The following is a 14,537-nucleotide window of genomic DNA, read 5'->3' on the forward strand; positions in this document are numbered from 1 at the left end:
CGGCGGCTCATCGCTTGAACACTCATTAGGGGTAAACGCAGCGGCCAGTCTATGATTAACGAGGCGTGTGCGTTCAATATCGCGCCGCGACGTGGCACAATAGACGCCCGTTTCGCCTCAATTAGATGCAAAATCAGGATATTAGCCGCCCATGAAGGGTAAATACAAGGCCGCCATCGCACTGGCACTACTGTTTATACTGCTGCCGCTCACGCTGCTACTGACGCTGGCGCAGTGGGTGCCGACGCTGGTCGGCATCTGGTTGCCCGCCGACACGCGCATCGCCATGAGCGACAGCCCGCGCATCACCTTCCGCTCCCTGCATATCCCCGATTTACGCTATATCGCCGGTGAGTGTACCCTCGCCGAGCTCCGCAATGCCCGGCTGACCCATCCCAGTCGCTGGCAGTTGCATATCGATACGTTGGTAATTAACACCGCATGCCTGAATAAACTCGCCAAAAACGAGGAAGAGAGTAGCGCGCCGCGTTCGCTGGCGCAGTGGCAGTCGCTGCTGCCTTACAGCTGGGTAACCGTCGATCGCCTGACGGTGTCGCCGTGGAAAACGTGGCAGGGCAAACTCACGCTAGCACTGACGCCGCAGGTTCAGGCACTCACTTATCAGGGTGAACGCGTCGAACTGAATGCGCGCCTGCAGGGCCAGAAGCTGAACGTCAATCGCATGGCGCTAAAGCTGTTTAGCGATCAGCCGCCATTCACCCTTGGCGGTGAATTTACGTTGCCCAACGATCCTGCGGGCATCCCGGTGAACGGGCATATGGAGAGCACTTTAACGCTGCCGCAGCAGCCGCACATCCTCGATGTCGATCTCGACTGGCGCGATAACCAGGGGCAACTGATTGTGATGGCGCGTGGCGAAGGGGAGCCACTGCTGGATCTCCCCTGGCAGATGAGCGAAGAGCGCTTCGCCATCAGCGACGGGCGCTGGAACTGGCCCTATCAGGGCTTTCCGTTAAGCGGACGTGTCGGCGTGAATATCGACAACTGGCAGGCCGGACTTGAAAATGCGCGCATCAGCGGCCGATTAAATGCCTTAACTCAAGGCGATGCCGGCAAAGGTAACGCCGTGCTCAACTTCGGGCCGGGACGCCTCAGCCCTGGCAACAGCGATATGCCGTTGCAGTTGACCGGTGAGGCGAAGCAGGGCGATTTGATCTTCTATGCCGTGCTCCCCGGCCGCCTCAGCGGTAGCCTTGAGGATCCGCACCTGGCCTTCAGCCCCGGCGCGCTGCTGCGCTCACGAGGGCGCATTATTGATTCGCTAAATATTGATGAGGTGCGCTGGCCGCTGGCGGGTGTCAGCCTGACGCAGCGCGGCATCGACGGGCGGTTGCAGGCCATTCTGCGCGCCCATGAGAATGCGCTCGGCGACTTCACCCTTCATCTCGACGGCCGGGCGGAGGATTTCCTGCCGGATAATGGATTGTGGCGCTGGCGTTACTGGGGCGATGGTCATTTCACGCCGATGCACGCCCGCTGGGATGTTGCCGGGCGGGGAGAGTGGCGCGACGAGGCCATCACCTTAACGGAACTCTCTACCGGTTTTGATCAGCTGCAGTATGGCGCCATGCAGATGAGTAAGCCGAGGCTGGTGCTGGATAAACCGGTGCGCTGGCTGCGTAATGCGGCTAAACCGCGCTTTACCGGCGCTCTGACGCTGGATGCGGGCAAAACGACCTTCAGCAGCGGCAGCGTTTTACCGCCCTCAACCCTGCATTTCAGCGTTGATGGCACAGAGCCGACACGCTTCCAGTTCAAAGGGGCGCTTAACGCCGAAGCGATTGGCCCGGTGCAGGTGAATGGTCGCTGGGACGGCGAGCGCCTGCGCGGCCAGGCGTGGTGGCCACAGCAATCCCTGACCGTGTTCCAGCCGCTTGTGCCGCCGGAGTGGAAAATGAATCTGCTCGATGGCTCGCTCTACGCGCAGGTCGCCTTTTCCGCCGCAGCCGATCAGGGGTTTGAAGCGGGCGGTCACGGCGTGCTGAAAAATGGCAGCGTCTGGACGCCGGATAACGAGATCCACGGCGTTGACTTTGTGTTGCCGTTCCGCTACCGCGATGCCAGCTGGCAACTGGGCACGCGCCACCCGGTATCGCTGCGCATCGGTGAAGTGGTCAATCAGGTGACGGCAAAAAATATCACCGCCGATTTACAGGGGACGTGGCCCTACAGCGAGCAGTACCCGCTTACCCTCAGCGATGTCAGCGTCGATGTGCTGGGTGGCAAAGTGACGCTGCAACAGCTCCGCCTGCCGCAGCACGACGCGGCGCTGCTGCGCCTGAAGCATATTGAAGCGAGTGAAGTGATAAGCGCGGTGAATCCGAAGCAGTTCGCGCTCTCCGGCCCCGTTGACGGCGCGCTGCCGCTGTGGCTCGATAACCCACGCTGGATCATCAAAGATGGCTGGCTGCATAACCCGGGGCCGATGACGCTGCGGCTCGATAAAAACACCGCGGACGCTATCGTCAACGATCATATGGCAGCGGGTGCGGCAATTAACTGGCTGCGCTATATGGAAATTTCGCGCTCGTGGACGAAGATCGATGTCGATAATCTGGGGCAGTTAACCCTGCGCGCGAAACTCTCCGGCACCAGTTATGCCGAAGGGAAAAGCGGGCGTGTTAATCTCAACTACACCCATCAGGAAAATCTGTTCACGCTATGGCGCAGTCTGCGTTTTGCTGACAACTTACAGTCATGGCTTGAGCAACATGCGGCGCTGCCCGATACGCGCTGCAAAAAGGGCACGTCGTGCGAGGAAAAGAGATGAGAACCCTGAAAATCGTGCCAGGCCTGCTGGCAGTAACGCTGCTGGCTGGCTGTACGCCACGGATTGAAGTGGCGGCGCCGAAAGAGCCGATCACCATCAACATGAATGTCAAAATTGAGCATGAGATCCATATCAAGGTCGATAAAGATGTGGAGAGCCTGCTGAAATCCCGTAGCGATCTCTTCTGAGGCGATGATGAAAAAACGAGTCATAGGAGCACTGCTCGCGCTAAGCCTGGTAAGCGGCATCGCCCAGGCGCTCACGCTGGATGAGGCGCGCAGCCAGGGCCGCGTCGGCGAAACGCTGAACGGCTATCTCGCACCGCTGCGTCAGGATCAGGAGACGCTGGCGCTGGTTGAACGCATCAATAAAGCGCGTACCGAGAGCTATCAGCAGTTGGCAGATCGCAACAATATTCCGGTGGATGATGTCGCCAATATGGCGGGGCAGAAGCTGGTTGCGCGGGCAAAGCCGGGTGAGTATGTGCGCGGCATTAACGGTAAGTGGCTACGAAAGGAAAACTAACCCTCTCACCTGCAGGTGAGAGGGTGCAAGCTTACGCGGCAACGATGCTGTCGATAGCCGCTTTCGCGTCGTCCTGCGCTTTTGCCGCCACTTCCGGGCCGTAGGCGATACCTTCAGCGAAGACAAAGTTAACGTCGGTGATGCCGATAAAGCCGAGGAACAGTTTCACATACGGGGCAACGACGTCTGACGGGGTATCTTTATGAATACCGCCACGGCTGGAGACGATTACCGCACGTTTACCGGTAACCAGACCTTCCGGCCCTTTTTCGGTGTAACGGAACGTCACGCCCGCACGCGCCACCAGGTCAAAGTAGTTTTTCAGCTGCGTCGGGATGTTGAAGTTGTACATCGGCGCGTTGATCACAATCACATCATGCGCCTGCAGTTCAGCAATCAGCTCGTCAGAGAGTGACAGCGCTTCCTGCTGACGCGGCGTCAGCGGCGCATCGCTCGGGCGCAGCGCGCCAACTAATTCACCGTCCAGCACCGGAATCGGGTTTGCCGCCAGATCGCGCACGGTGATCTCGTCATCAGCGTGCTTTGCACGCCACTGTTCAACGAAGTAATCAGAGAGCTGCGAAGATTGAGAATACCCTGCCAGAATGCTGGATTTAAGAACTAATACTTTACCCATTGGGTTGTTTCCTTTGTTGTATTTACGCTGGGTTGCCCCCGTGAATTCGTCACACTCTATTCACAATCCACAATCATGAATAGCGCAATATATCGAAGCCCATGTTCGAATTTCTTGAACAAGAAAAGGGATGTTGCGATGTGCTATTCTACGCACATTGCAAACTGATCCAGTTTCCCGGCAGTGCTCTGCCCGATAAATCTATGACTGAACAACAAAAATTGACTATTAACGATCTCTACGCGCAGCTCGACACGCTGATGTTGCGCGATAAACAGCGCTTCGCCCGCCGTCTGCAGGGCAGCAAGAAAGTTAAAAATCCTGAATCTCACCAGGCCTTGTTACGACAGATCGCCGAAGAAGCAGCACAGGCGGCGGCGAAAGTGGCGCAGCGCGAAGCGTCTCGACCGGTAATCGACTACCCGGAAAACTTGCCGGTCAGCCAGAAGAAACAGGCGATCCTCGAAGCGGTACGCGATAACCAGGTGGTGATTGTCGCCGGTGAAACCGGCTCCGGTAAAACCACGCAGCTGCCGAAAATCTGTATGGAGCTGGGGCGTGGAATCAAAGGGCTGATTGGCCATACCCAGCCGCGCCGTCTTGCTGCGCGTTCCGTGGCGAACCGTATTGCTGAAGAGCTGAAGACCGAGCCGGGCGGCTGCGTTGGCTATAAAGTCCGCTTTAACGATCATGTCAGCGACAACACCCTCGTTAAGCTGATGACCGACGGTATCCTGCTGGCAGAGATTCAGCAGGATCGGCTGCTGATGCAGTACGACACCATCATTATCGATGAGGCGCACGAACGCAGCCTCAACATCGATTTTCTGCTCGGGTACCTGCGCGAGCTGCTGCCGCGCCGCCCGGATCTGAAAATCATCATCACCTCGGCGACCATCGATCCTGAGCGCTTCTCGCGCCACTTTAACAATGCGCCGATTATTGAAGTCTCCGGGCGCACCTATCCGGTGGAAGTGCGCTATCGCCCGATTGTTGAAGAAGCAGATGATACCGAGCGCGACCAGCTCCAGGCGATTTTCGACGCCGTGGATGAGCTGGGTCGTGAAAGCGCCGGCGACATTCTGATCTTTATGAGCGGCGAGCGTGAAATCCGCGATACGGCAGAGGCGTTAAATAAACGCGATCTGCGCCATACAGAAGTTTTGCCGCTCTATGCGCGCCTCTCTAACAGCGAACAGAACCGCGTCTTTCAGCCTCACAGCGGGCGGCGCATTGTGCTGGCAACCAACGTGGCGGAAACCTCGCTCACCGTGCCCGGCATTAAATATGTGATCGACCCCGGTACCGCGCGCATCAGCCGCTACAGCTACCGTACCAAAGTGCAGCGTCTGCCGATTGAGCCGGTGTCGCAGGCCTCTGCCAACCAGCGTAAAGGGCGCTGCGGCCGTGTCTCGGAAGGGATCTGTATTCGTCTCTATTCGGAAGATGATTTCCTCTCGCGCCCGGAGTTTACCGACCCGGAGATCCTGCGTACCAACCTTGCGTCGGTCATTTTGCAGATGACCGCGCTGGGGCTGGGCGATATCGCCGCTTTCCCGTTTGTTGAAGCGCCGGATAAACGCAATATTCAGGATGGTGTTCGCCTGCTGGAAGAGCTGGGCGCGATTGCCACCGACGAGCAGCAGACCGCCTATAAACTGACGCCGCTCGGCCGCCAGTTGTCGCAACTGCCTGTCGACCCGCGCCTGGCGCGTATGGTGCTGGAAGCGCAGAAACATGGCTGCGTGCGCGAAGCGATGATCATCACCTCGGCGCTGTCGATTCAGGATCCGCGCGAGCGGCCAATGGATAAGAAACAGGCCTCGGATGAAAAACATCAGCGCTTCCACGACAAAGAGTCCGATTTCCTCGCCTTTGTGAACCTGTGGAACTACCTCGGCGAGCAGCAGAAAGCGCTCTCCTCGAACCAGTTCCGCCGCCAGTGCCGCGTCGATTACCTCAACTATCTGCGCGTGCGCGAATGGCAGGATATCTACACCCAGCTGCGCCAGGTAGTGAAAGAGCTGGGGATCCCGGTCAACAGCGAACCGGCAGAGTATCGCGAAATACATATCGCGTTGCTTACCGGGCTGCTGTCGCATATCGGTATGAAAGACGCCGATAAGCAGGAGTTTACCGGCGCGCGTAACGCCCGTTTCTCCATCTTCCCTGGCTCCGGTCTGTTCAAGAAGCCGCCGAAGTGGACGATGGTGGCCGAACTGGTAGAAACCAGCCGCCTGTGGGGGCGCATTGCCGCGCGCATCGATCCCGAGTGGGTCGAGCCGGTTGCGCAGCATCTGATCAAACGCTCCTGGAGCGAACCGCACTGGGAGCGCTCGCAGGGCGCCGTGATGGCGATGGAGAAGGTGACGCTTTACGGTCTGCCGATTGTTGCCGCGCGTAAGGTCAACTACAGCCAGATCGATCCGGCGCTGTGTCGCGAGCTCTTTATCCGCCACGCGCTGGTGGAAGGGGACTGGCAAACCCGCCACGCCTTCTTCCGCGACAACCTGAAACTGCGCGCCGAAGTGGAAGAGCTGGAGCATAAATCCCGCCGCCGCGACATTCTGGTCGATGATGAGACGCTGTTTGAGTTTTACGATCAGCGCATCAGTCATGAGGTGATCTCGGCCCGCCACTTCGACAGCTGGTGGAAGAAGGCGAGCCGTGAAGCGCCGGATCTGCTCAACTTCGAAAAGAGCATGCTGATCAAAGAGGGCGCGGAAAATGTCAGCAAGCTTGATTACCCGAACTTCTGGCATCAGGGCAACCTCAAGCTGCGCCTGAGCTATCAGTTTGAGCCGGGCGCGGATGCCGACGGCGTGACGGTACACATTCCGCTGCCGCTGCTTAACCAGGTGGAGGAGAGCGGCTTTGAGTGGCAGATCCCCGGCCTGCGCCGCGAGCTGGTGATTGCGCTGATCAAATCGTTGCCGAAACCGACGCGCCGCAACTTTGTCCCCGCGCCGAACTATGCCGAAGCGTTTTTAGGCCGCGTAACACCGCTGGAGATGCCGCTGCTCGACGCGCTGGAGCGCGAGCTGCGCCGCATGACCGGCGTGACTGTCGACCGCGATGACTGGCACTGGGATCAGGTGCCCGATCACCTGAAAATCACCTTCCGCGTGGTGGATGATAAGAATAAGAAGCTGCTCGAAGGGCGCTCCCTGAGCGAGCTGAAAGAGCAGTTGAAGGGCAAAGTGCAGGAGACGCTCTCGGCGGTGGCCGATGACGGCATCGAACAGAGCGGGCTGCATATCTGGAGCTTTGGTCAGCTGCCGGAAAGCTACGAGCAGAAGCGCGGCAGCTACAAAGTGAAGGCTTGGCCAGCGCTGGTTGATGAGCGCGACAGCGTGGCAATTAAGCTGTTCGATAACCCGCAGGAGCAACAGAATGCAATGTGGGCCGGTATTCGTCGCCTGCTACTGCTGAATATTCCGTCGCCGATTAAGTATCTGCACGAGAAGCTGCCGAACAAAGCCAAGCTGGGGCTCTACTTCAACCCGTACGGCAAAGTGCTGGAGCTGATTGATGACTGCATCGCCTGCGGTATCGATAAACTGATCGATGAAGCGGGTGGCCTGGTGTGGACGGAGGAGGGCTTTGCCGCGCTGCATGAGAAAGTGCGTGCCGAGCTCAACGACACGGTGGTAGAGATCGCTAAACAGGTCGAGCAGATCCTGACGGCGGTGTTCAATATCAACAAGCGTCTGAAAGGGCGGGTTGATATGACCATGGCGCTGGGGTTGTCGGATATCAAAGCGCAGATGAACGGGCTGGTCTATCGCGGTTTCGTCACCGGCAACGGTTTCCGCCGCCTGGGCGATACGCTGCGTTACCTGCAGGCGATTGAAAAGCGGCTGGAGAAGCTGGCGGTCGATCCGCACCGCGATCGCGCGCAGATGCTGAAAGTGGAGCAGGTGCAGCAGGCGTGGCAGCAGTGGCTTAACAAGCTACCGCCCGCGCGTCGTGATGATGAAGAGGTGAAGGCGGTTCGCTGGATGATCGAGGAGTTGCGCGTCAGCTTCTTCGCGCAACAGCTCGGCACGCCATACCCCATCTCCGACAAACGCATCCTGCAGGCGATGGAGCAGATTAGCGCGTAATGTCTTTGTAGGCCGGACACGCGATGGGTTTGTAGGCCGGATAAGGCGCCAGCCGCCATCCGGCGGTTAACCACGGCTTAGCAAACGGAATAGCTCACCATCCGCGCAGTATTGCCGGATGGCGCTACGCTTATCCGGCCTACGTATCGAATTTATCCGCATGCGATGGGTTTGTAGGCCGGATAAGGCGCCAGCCGCCATCCGGCAGTTCACCACGGCTTAGTAAACGGAACAGTTCGCCATCCGCGCAGTATTGCCGGATGGCGCTACGCTTATCCGGCCTACGGTATTGAATTCATCCGCATGCGATGGTGTTGTAGGCCGGATAAGGCGCCAGCCGCCATCCGGCGGTTAACCACGGCTTACCAAATGGAATAGCTCGCCATCCGCGCAGGATTGCCGGATGGCGCTACGCTTATCCGGCCTACGGTTTTTACGAATTCACCCATGCTAGCGTAAAGCCATCCCATCCTTTGGTGCCGACGGTCTGCATTGCCGTCGCCGTCAGGTGCGGGTTATCGCCAATCATCTCAATAAATTTGCGCACCCCCTGCACCCGGTCATCGGTGGAGGAGGGGTTGGTGACTTCGCCGTCGCGCACCACGTTATCGCCAATAATCAGCGTGCCGGGACGCGAATAGTGCAGCGCCCACTTCAGGTAGTTCGGGTTATTGGGTTTATCGGCATCAATAAAGATCAGATCGAACGGCGGGCGCTCGCCAAGAGATTCCAGCGTTTCCAGCGCCGGGCCCTCTTTAACTTTCACCTGGCGGGTTAAACCGGCAAATTCGATGTTCTCCCTGGCAATCGCGGCATGTAACGCATCGAACTCCAGCGTCAGTAATTCACCATCGGAGGGCAACTCTCGCGCCATCCATACCGTGCTGTAAGCGCCCAGCGTGCCGATCTCAAGAATGCGTTTAGCGCGCGTCATCCGCACCAGCAGCGCCAGCAACTGACCCTGCATTGGCGAAACATCAATTTCAGGTAACCCGGCGCGCCGGTTATTGGCGAGGATCTGCGTCAGAACCTCATCTTCAGGGAGAAGCTGTTGTGCTAAGTACTCATCTACCGCGGACCATTTCTGCTGCATAGCATAACTCCTGGTGTTGTTGAGAATTACTGCATACCGGACCAGCCTCCACCCAGCGCGCGATAGAGATCCACCTGCGCCAGTAACAGATTATTTTTCACCTGCACGGCGTTGAGCTGCGCGCTAAAGAGCGTGCGCTGCGCATCAAGCACCGTCAGGTAGGAGGAGTAGCCGTTCTGGTAACGATTTTGTGCAATGCGCAGCGTCTCTTCCGCCACCTGCTGCTGACCTTCCAGTTCTGTCAACTGCTCGCCGAGGCGGGTGATGGCATCCAGGCTGTCATTCACCTCTCTGAACGCATTGCGCACGGTACTTTCATAGCCATAGAGCGCCTGGTTGCGCTGCGACATGGAGACATCCACCTGTGCATTCAGCGCCTGGCGGTTCAGAAGCGGCGCCAGAATGCTGCCGCCGATGTTCCACAGCCGCAGCGGGTTATCGAGCAGGCCGGGCAGGGTGTCGTCCTGCATACTGCCGCTGGCGGTCAGGTTGAGCGAGGGCAGCAGTTTCGCCTGCGATACCGCAAGCCCGGCATCGGCGGCAACCAGCTGGCGCTGGGCCTGCACGATATCCGGCCGCCGGTTAAGCAGCGTTGACGGTAACTGCGCTGGCAGCGACAGCGGCGTCAGTGCCTGGAAATCGCCGCGCTGGATTGCCCCCGGGTTGCTGCCAAGCAGCACGCTGAGCGCATTCTCCTGCTGGCTAATCTGGTGCTCCAGTTGCGGGATTTGCGCCCGCGTTGCGCGTAGTTCCGAATCCGACTGCATCAGCTCCAGCCGCGAGGTATAGCCGGTTTCATACTGACGCCGGGCGAGCCGCCAGGCATCTTCCCGCGCTTTTAACGTCGAGCGCGTGACGCGCAACTGCTCGTCGAGTGATAACAGGGTGAGATAACCGGAGGCGACATTGGTGGCAACGGTTAAATCGGCCGCCGCAGCCGCCGCTTTTTGCGCCTCCAGCGAGGCTTCTGCCGCCCGCGATGCGCTGCGGCTCGCCCCCCAGATATCGACGTCGTAACTGGCGGTTAAATTGCCCTTATAGAGCGTGCTGTGCACAGGCTGACCGGTGGCGGCAGATTGTGAACGGGCGCGGGTGCCGGATAGACCGATATCCACTTCAGGGAACAGCGCGCCGTTGGCGGCATAGACCCGCGCCTGGTACTCATTAACCCGCTCGCGGGCGACCAGCACATCGCTGTTATAACGCAGGGCCTGATCGACATAGCGGTTGAGCTGGTTGTCGTGAAAGTTACGCCACCAGACGCTGTCGACTTTACTCAGCGGCCCGCTTTCGCTGCGCCACGCCGCCGGGATCTGTAACGACGGCTGCGCGCGTTCCACATCAACCGACTGGCAGCCCGCCAGCAGCAGGCTGAGCGCGATAAGCGTCGGATAGCGCCTCATTGCTGCGCCCCCCGCGTATCAATATGCACCTGCACGGACATACCGGGGCGCAGACGGGCGATCTCATCGGCTTTGCCCTCCACCTGAATACGCACCGGGATACGCTGGGCGATTTTGACAAAGTTGCCGGTGGCGTTGTCCGGGCTGATGGCGCTGAACTCCACGCCCGTGGCCGGTGAAATGCTCTCGACACGGCCGTTAAAGCTGCGGCCATCAAGGGCATCGACACTGAAGGTGACCGGCTGGCCGACAACCACATCAGCAAGTTGCGTCTCTTTGAGGTTGGCAATCACCCAGCGCTGGGCAGGAACCAGCGAGGTAAGATGCGTCCCGGCAGTGACATATGCGCCGAGGCGCACGCTGATCTGCCCAAGCTGGCCGTCGCGCGGGGCGACGATGCGCGTGTTTTGCAGATCGATTTGCGCCAGCTCCAGCGCCGCCTGGGCATTTTCCACATCCGCCTGCAGCGAGGCGCGATTGACGATGGTGGTTTGCAGATCCTGGCGCGACATCTCCAGCGTTGCCTGCGCCTGGGCGATATTAGCACTGTTCTGTGCGGCAGTTGCCAGCGCGGCATCGCGCTCGCGAACAGAGAGGGAACCGTCCGCCGTCAGCGCTTTGACGCGTTTTAAATCCGCCTGCGCCTGCAAGTTCTGCGCTTTGGCGCTGGCGAGCGCCGCTTCATTACGCGCGATCACCGCCTGCGCGCTTTTGCGCTGTTGCAGGTTGTTTTCCAGCGCGGCGCGCTTCATCGCCAGCGTTGCCTTTGCCTGATCGACGCGCTGACGATAGATGCGGTCGTCAATCTGCATAATCAGGTCGCCCTTTTTCACATTGACGAAATCCTGCACCGGCACTTCGGTGATATAGCCATTGACCTGCGGGCTGATAAACGTCGTCTGCCCGCGCACATAGGCGTTATCCGTCGACTGCGTATGGCGCGTAAACGGCGGCAACTGCCAGGCGTAAAGGATCACCAGCACGCCGACGATCACGATCGCCGCGGCGGTAAAAAGGGACACCACGCGCACATTGCTGCGGGTACTTGCCTGCTCTTTAGCTGCTGCGTCCTGCTGGCTCATAGTAAGAACTCCAGTAATGTCATCATTATTATTTGCTACCCGTGGCCCGTTTCAGGGCCAGACGAGCGGTAATACGCAGGCGCAGCAAACGCCATGCAATCCATAACAGCGTGGCGGCAGCGACGCTCGCCGTCAGCATATAAGTGTCGTTATAAGCCAGTATCGTCGCCTGTAACGTCGAGGCGGTCTGCAACTGGGTTACCGCCTGCACGCTGAGCAGGCTGCTATCGCCTATCATGCTCTGGTACATCTGGCTGTAGAGTTGCAGGCGCTCATTGACCAGCGGGTTAAGAGTGGTGAGCTGATCCGCCAGCATGCTCGAGTGGTACTTTTCGCGCCACGTCTGAAAGGTGCCGAGGATCGCCGAGCCCATCAGCCCGCCGATATTCTGGCTCATACCAAACAGCACCGAGAAGCTGACGAGATTGCGCGGTTCGGCAATGACGCCGCCAATCCCGGCCAGCATCGCAGGGGCGATAAAAAAGGCGCTGGCAAAGCCGAAGAGGAACTGGCTTATCATCAACTGATCCGGGCGCGTCAGGCTGGTTGACTGGCTATCCATCAGCGAGGCGACAATCATCAGCGCCAGCGCGGTGAGAATAGGCCAGCCGAGGCGCTGCGGTTTGATGGTCAGGCAGCTGGCGACAATCCCGCAGATAATCCCGGCCAGAATCGACCACGCCAGCCGGGTCATCTGTTCGTTTTGCAGGCCAACATACTGCAACCAGCCAAAAACCCCGGTGTTCTGCTCGGCAAGCACAATGCGGATCAGCAGCATAATCAGGCCGAGGCGCACAATACTGCCGCTGGAGAGCCAGCGGGTGTTGAGCAGCGGGTTCTTCCGGTTGTGCTCAAACACAATCGCCGAGACGATTAACACCAGCGCACCGGCCAGCGCCCAGCCGAGCCATGGGGTTTCAAACCACCAGTCGAGACGCCCGAGGGAGAGCACCGCGCAGAGCAGCGCCATACCGGGAGCCAGCAGAAAGAAGGTGATGAAATCCTTCTTCTCAAACACCTTTTTACGGTCGCCCGGCGGCAGCTTGAGGGCAATCACGCAGCCCAGCGAGATGAGCGCCAGCCCCAGTTCAAACAGATAGAGCCCGCGCCACTCGTCGAGTTGCAGCAGTTCGGTAGAGAAGAGGCGGGCAATCGGGATCGCCAGCGTCGAACCGGTAATACCGATGGTCAGCGCTTTCAGGCGGTGCTTCGCCGGCCAGGCCTGAATTTGGTAGTAGATCCCAAGCGAGCTGAGCGCGGCGGCCACCATGCCGTGAGCCCCGCGCACAAACAGCGCGGAACTGAGATCGTTAATAAAGAGATGGAAAAAGGTGACCAGCACATAGAGCACCAGAAACCCTTCGGTAAATGCCCGCAGGCCATACTGCTGGCGAAACTTCACTAGCAGCAGGTTGATAGAGACGTTGGTCATCACGTACACCGCCGGGAGCCAGGCGATCTCCGTTGACCAGGCGGCAAAGGTGCCCTGCAAATTTTGCAGGTTCGCCGTCACCATCGCATTACCCAGTGCGCCGGTCATGGAGACCAGCAAACCAACGATGCCATAGGCGATGCGCCGCGGCGTGCTGTGCCAGGGCGTTGAGGGAGAGCCGAGCAGCATCGGCTTTTCATGAGCGGCCCATTCACGCGGCGCGTAGGGGTCGCGTTTGGGTTCAGACATTACTTTTTGACCTCATGGGTAACGATAGACGGCACAGAAAAAGAGCGAGTGTGGTTATGCATGAAGACCTAAAGATTATCTTACTGAATAGTTAGGGGGCTAACGATTCTACGTGCGCCCATAAATGCAATGCAAGTGCATAAGAAAAATATAGATTACGCGCTGCATCGCAGTAGGGGAAGCGAGTAAAAATAGTCATTTAATGTGTGACGTTGTCACGAAAAGTATTCTTTTTGTGCGGTGCGCAGGGGGTGAAACCGCGATTAGGAGAGATCCTCTGTTCAGCTTCCGGCGTGCGGTTAGGCTTGAGACAGCAATGTGAAGGAGGTTTCCATGCTTAAAACAACATTTCCCGCTCTGCCTGAGCCGACGCTTGCCGCCGTTAATACGCTCGGTGAATGGCTGGCGCAAAATGACTTCACCGGCAAACCGTCGCCGGTGCGGGCAGATGTGGTGATCCTGGCGGGTAATGCCGTTATTCCGACCATTGAAGCGGCCTGCGGGCTGGCGGCGGCGCAAAAAACACCGCTGCTGATTAGCGGCGGTTTGGGCCATTCAACGACATTCCTCTATTCAGCCATTGCCCGCCATCCACGCTATAACGTGATTCGCACCACCGGGCGCGGCGAAGCGGCTATTCTCGCCGACATCGCCCGACAGTTCTGGAAAATTGATGAGAGCCAGCTACTGATTGAAGACCGATCAACCAACAGCGGCGAGAATGCCCGTTTCAGCCTCGATATGTTGATAAGCCAGCACATCGCGCCGAAAACGGCGGTGATCGTTCAGGACCCGACCATGCAGCGGCGTACGATGGCGACTTTTGCCCGCGCCAGCCAGCAGTGTACTAACGCACCGCACTGGTTCAGCTGGCCGGGCTTTACGCCACGGTTGACCAATACGCCGGATGGGCTGGCTTTCCAGCCTCGCGTACGCGGATTATGGCCCGTTGAGCGTTATCTTTCGCTGGTGATGGGGGAAGTGCCGCGCCTGCGGGATGACGCGAACGGGTATGGCCCTAACGGCCGCGATTACCTGGCGCATATCGAGTTCCCGCCGGAGATTGAGCAGGCCTGGCAAACCCTGCAGGCGGATTCTCAGCTCACCGAGGCCTTATCCCAGCGCGCGCTGTAAGGGCAATGCCCGTTTGCGTCAGCTGTGGCGCAAACGGGCAGCGCCATCCTTTAAACGCATAATTTTTTGTTCGCTTTTCCCACCG

The 14,537-nt window shown here is 58.7% G+C and carries 10 protein-coding genes; 5 read left to right on the plus strand and 5 right to left on the minus strand.

The annotated features are described in order from the left end of the window. Positions 1-151: 151 nt before the first annotated feature. From ABIC80_RS05460 to ABIC80_RS05470, 3 genes are read left to right on the plus strand one after another with little or no spacing between them, the layout of a single operon-like run. A complete protein-coding gene (locus ABIC80_RS05460) occupies positions 152-2,791 on the plus strand; it encodes a YdbH family protein (protein ID WP_429175871.1) in 2,640 nt (879 codons plus the stop codon). Then, the gene (locus ABIC80_RS05465; protein ID WP_054803764.1) at positions 2,788-2,979 is read left to right on the plus strand and encodes a YnbE family lipoprotein; all 192 of its coding nucleotides are present in this window, start codon (positions 2,788-2,790) and stop codon (positions 2,977-2,979) included. The genes ABIC80_RS05460 and ABIC80_RS05465 overlap by 4 nt, the downstream gene beginning before the upstream one ends. 7 nt (positions 2,980-2,986) lie before the next feature. Further along, positions 2,987-3,316, plus strand: coding sequence for a YdbL family protein (locus ABIC80_RS05470; RefSeq protein WP_429176484.1), 330 nt, complete (start codon positions 2,987-2,989; stop codon positions 3,314-3,316). A 31-nt stretch (positions 3,317-3,347) separates the two neighbouring features. On the opposite strand, the gene azoR is transcribed toward ABIC80_RS05470, so the two are convergent. Then, positions 3,348-3,953, minus strand: a complete 606-nt coding sequence (gene azoR / locus ABIC80_RS05475; RefSeq protein WP_429175873.1) for an FMN-dependent NADH-azoreductase — start codon at positions 3,951-3,953, stop codon at positions 3,348-3,350. A 203-nt stretch (positions 3,954-4,156) separates the two neighbouring features. Between azoR and hrpA the strand changes: the two genes are divergently transcribed. After that, a complete protein-coding gene (gene hrpA, locus ABIC80_RS05480; RefSeq protein ID WP_429175874.1) occupies positions 4,157-8,059 on the plus strand; it encodes an ATP-dependent RNA helicase HrpA in 3,903 nt (1,300 codons plus the stop codon). 433 nt (positions 8,060-8,492) lie between these two features. Here the strand turns inward: hrpA and ABIC80_RS05485 are convergent, their stop codons facing one another. The 4 genes from ABIC80_RS05485 to ABIC80_RS05500 are packed head-to-tail and all read right to left on the minus strand — an operon-like array spanning position 8,493 to position 13,318. Beyond that, entirely contained in the window at positions 8,493-9,152 is a 660-nt protein-coding gene (locus tag ABIC80_RS05485; protein WP_094419950.1) for an O-methyltransferase, read from the minus strand. Between the two features lie 26 nt (positions 9,153-9,178). Continuing rightward, positions 9,179-10,555, minus strand: coding sequence for an efflux transporter outer membrane subunit (locus ABIC80_RS05490; protein ID WP_263754614.1), 1,377 nt, complete (start codon positions 10,553-10,555; stop codon positions 9,179-9,181). Next, positions 10,552-11,637 carry an HlyD family secretion protein gene (locus tag ABIC80_RS05495; RefSeq protein ID WP_429175877.1) on the minus strand — a complete coding sequence of 362 codons (1,086 nt, stop codon included), beginning with the start codon at positions 11,635-11,637 and terminating at the stop codon, positions 10,552-10,554. The genes ABIC80_RS05490 and ABIC80_RS05495 overlap by 4 nt, the downstream gene beginning before the upstream one ends. A 28-nt stretch (positions 11,638-11,665) precedes the next feature. Continuing rightward, the gene (locus tag ABIC80_RS05500) at positions 11,666-13,318 is read right to left on the minus strand and encodes an MFS transporter (RefSeq protein WP_429175880.1); all 1,653 of its coding nucleotides are present in this window, start codon (positions 13,316-13,318) and stop codon (positions 11,666-11,668) included. A gap of 333 nt (positions 13,319-13,651) precedes the next feature. Between ABIC80_RS05500 and ABIC80_RS05505 the strand changes: the two genes are divergently transcribed. Continuing rightward, on the plus strand, positions 13,652-14,452 hold the full coding sequence (locus ABIC80_RS05505; protein WP_429175883.1) for a YdcF family protein: 801 nt from the start codon (positions 13,652-13,654) through the stop codon (positions 14,450-14,452). Positions 14,453-14,537 lie beyond the last annotated feature (85 nt).

It is taken from the genome of Kosakonia sp. 1610, assembly GCF_050435845.1.
In the GTDB taxonomy this organism is placed as follows: domain Bacteria; phylum Pseudomonadota; class Gammaproteobacteria; order Enterobacterales; family Enterobacteriaceae; genus Kosakonia; species Kosakonia cowanii.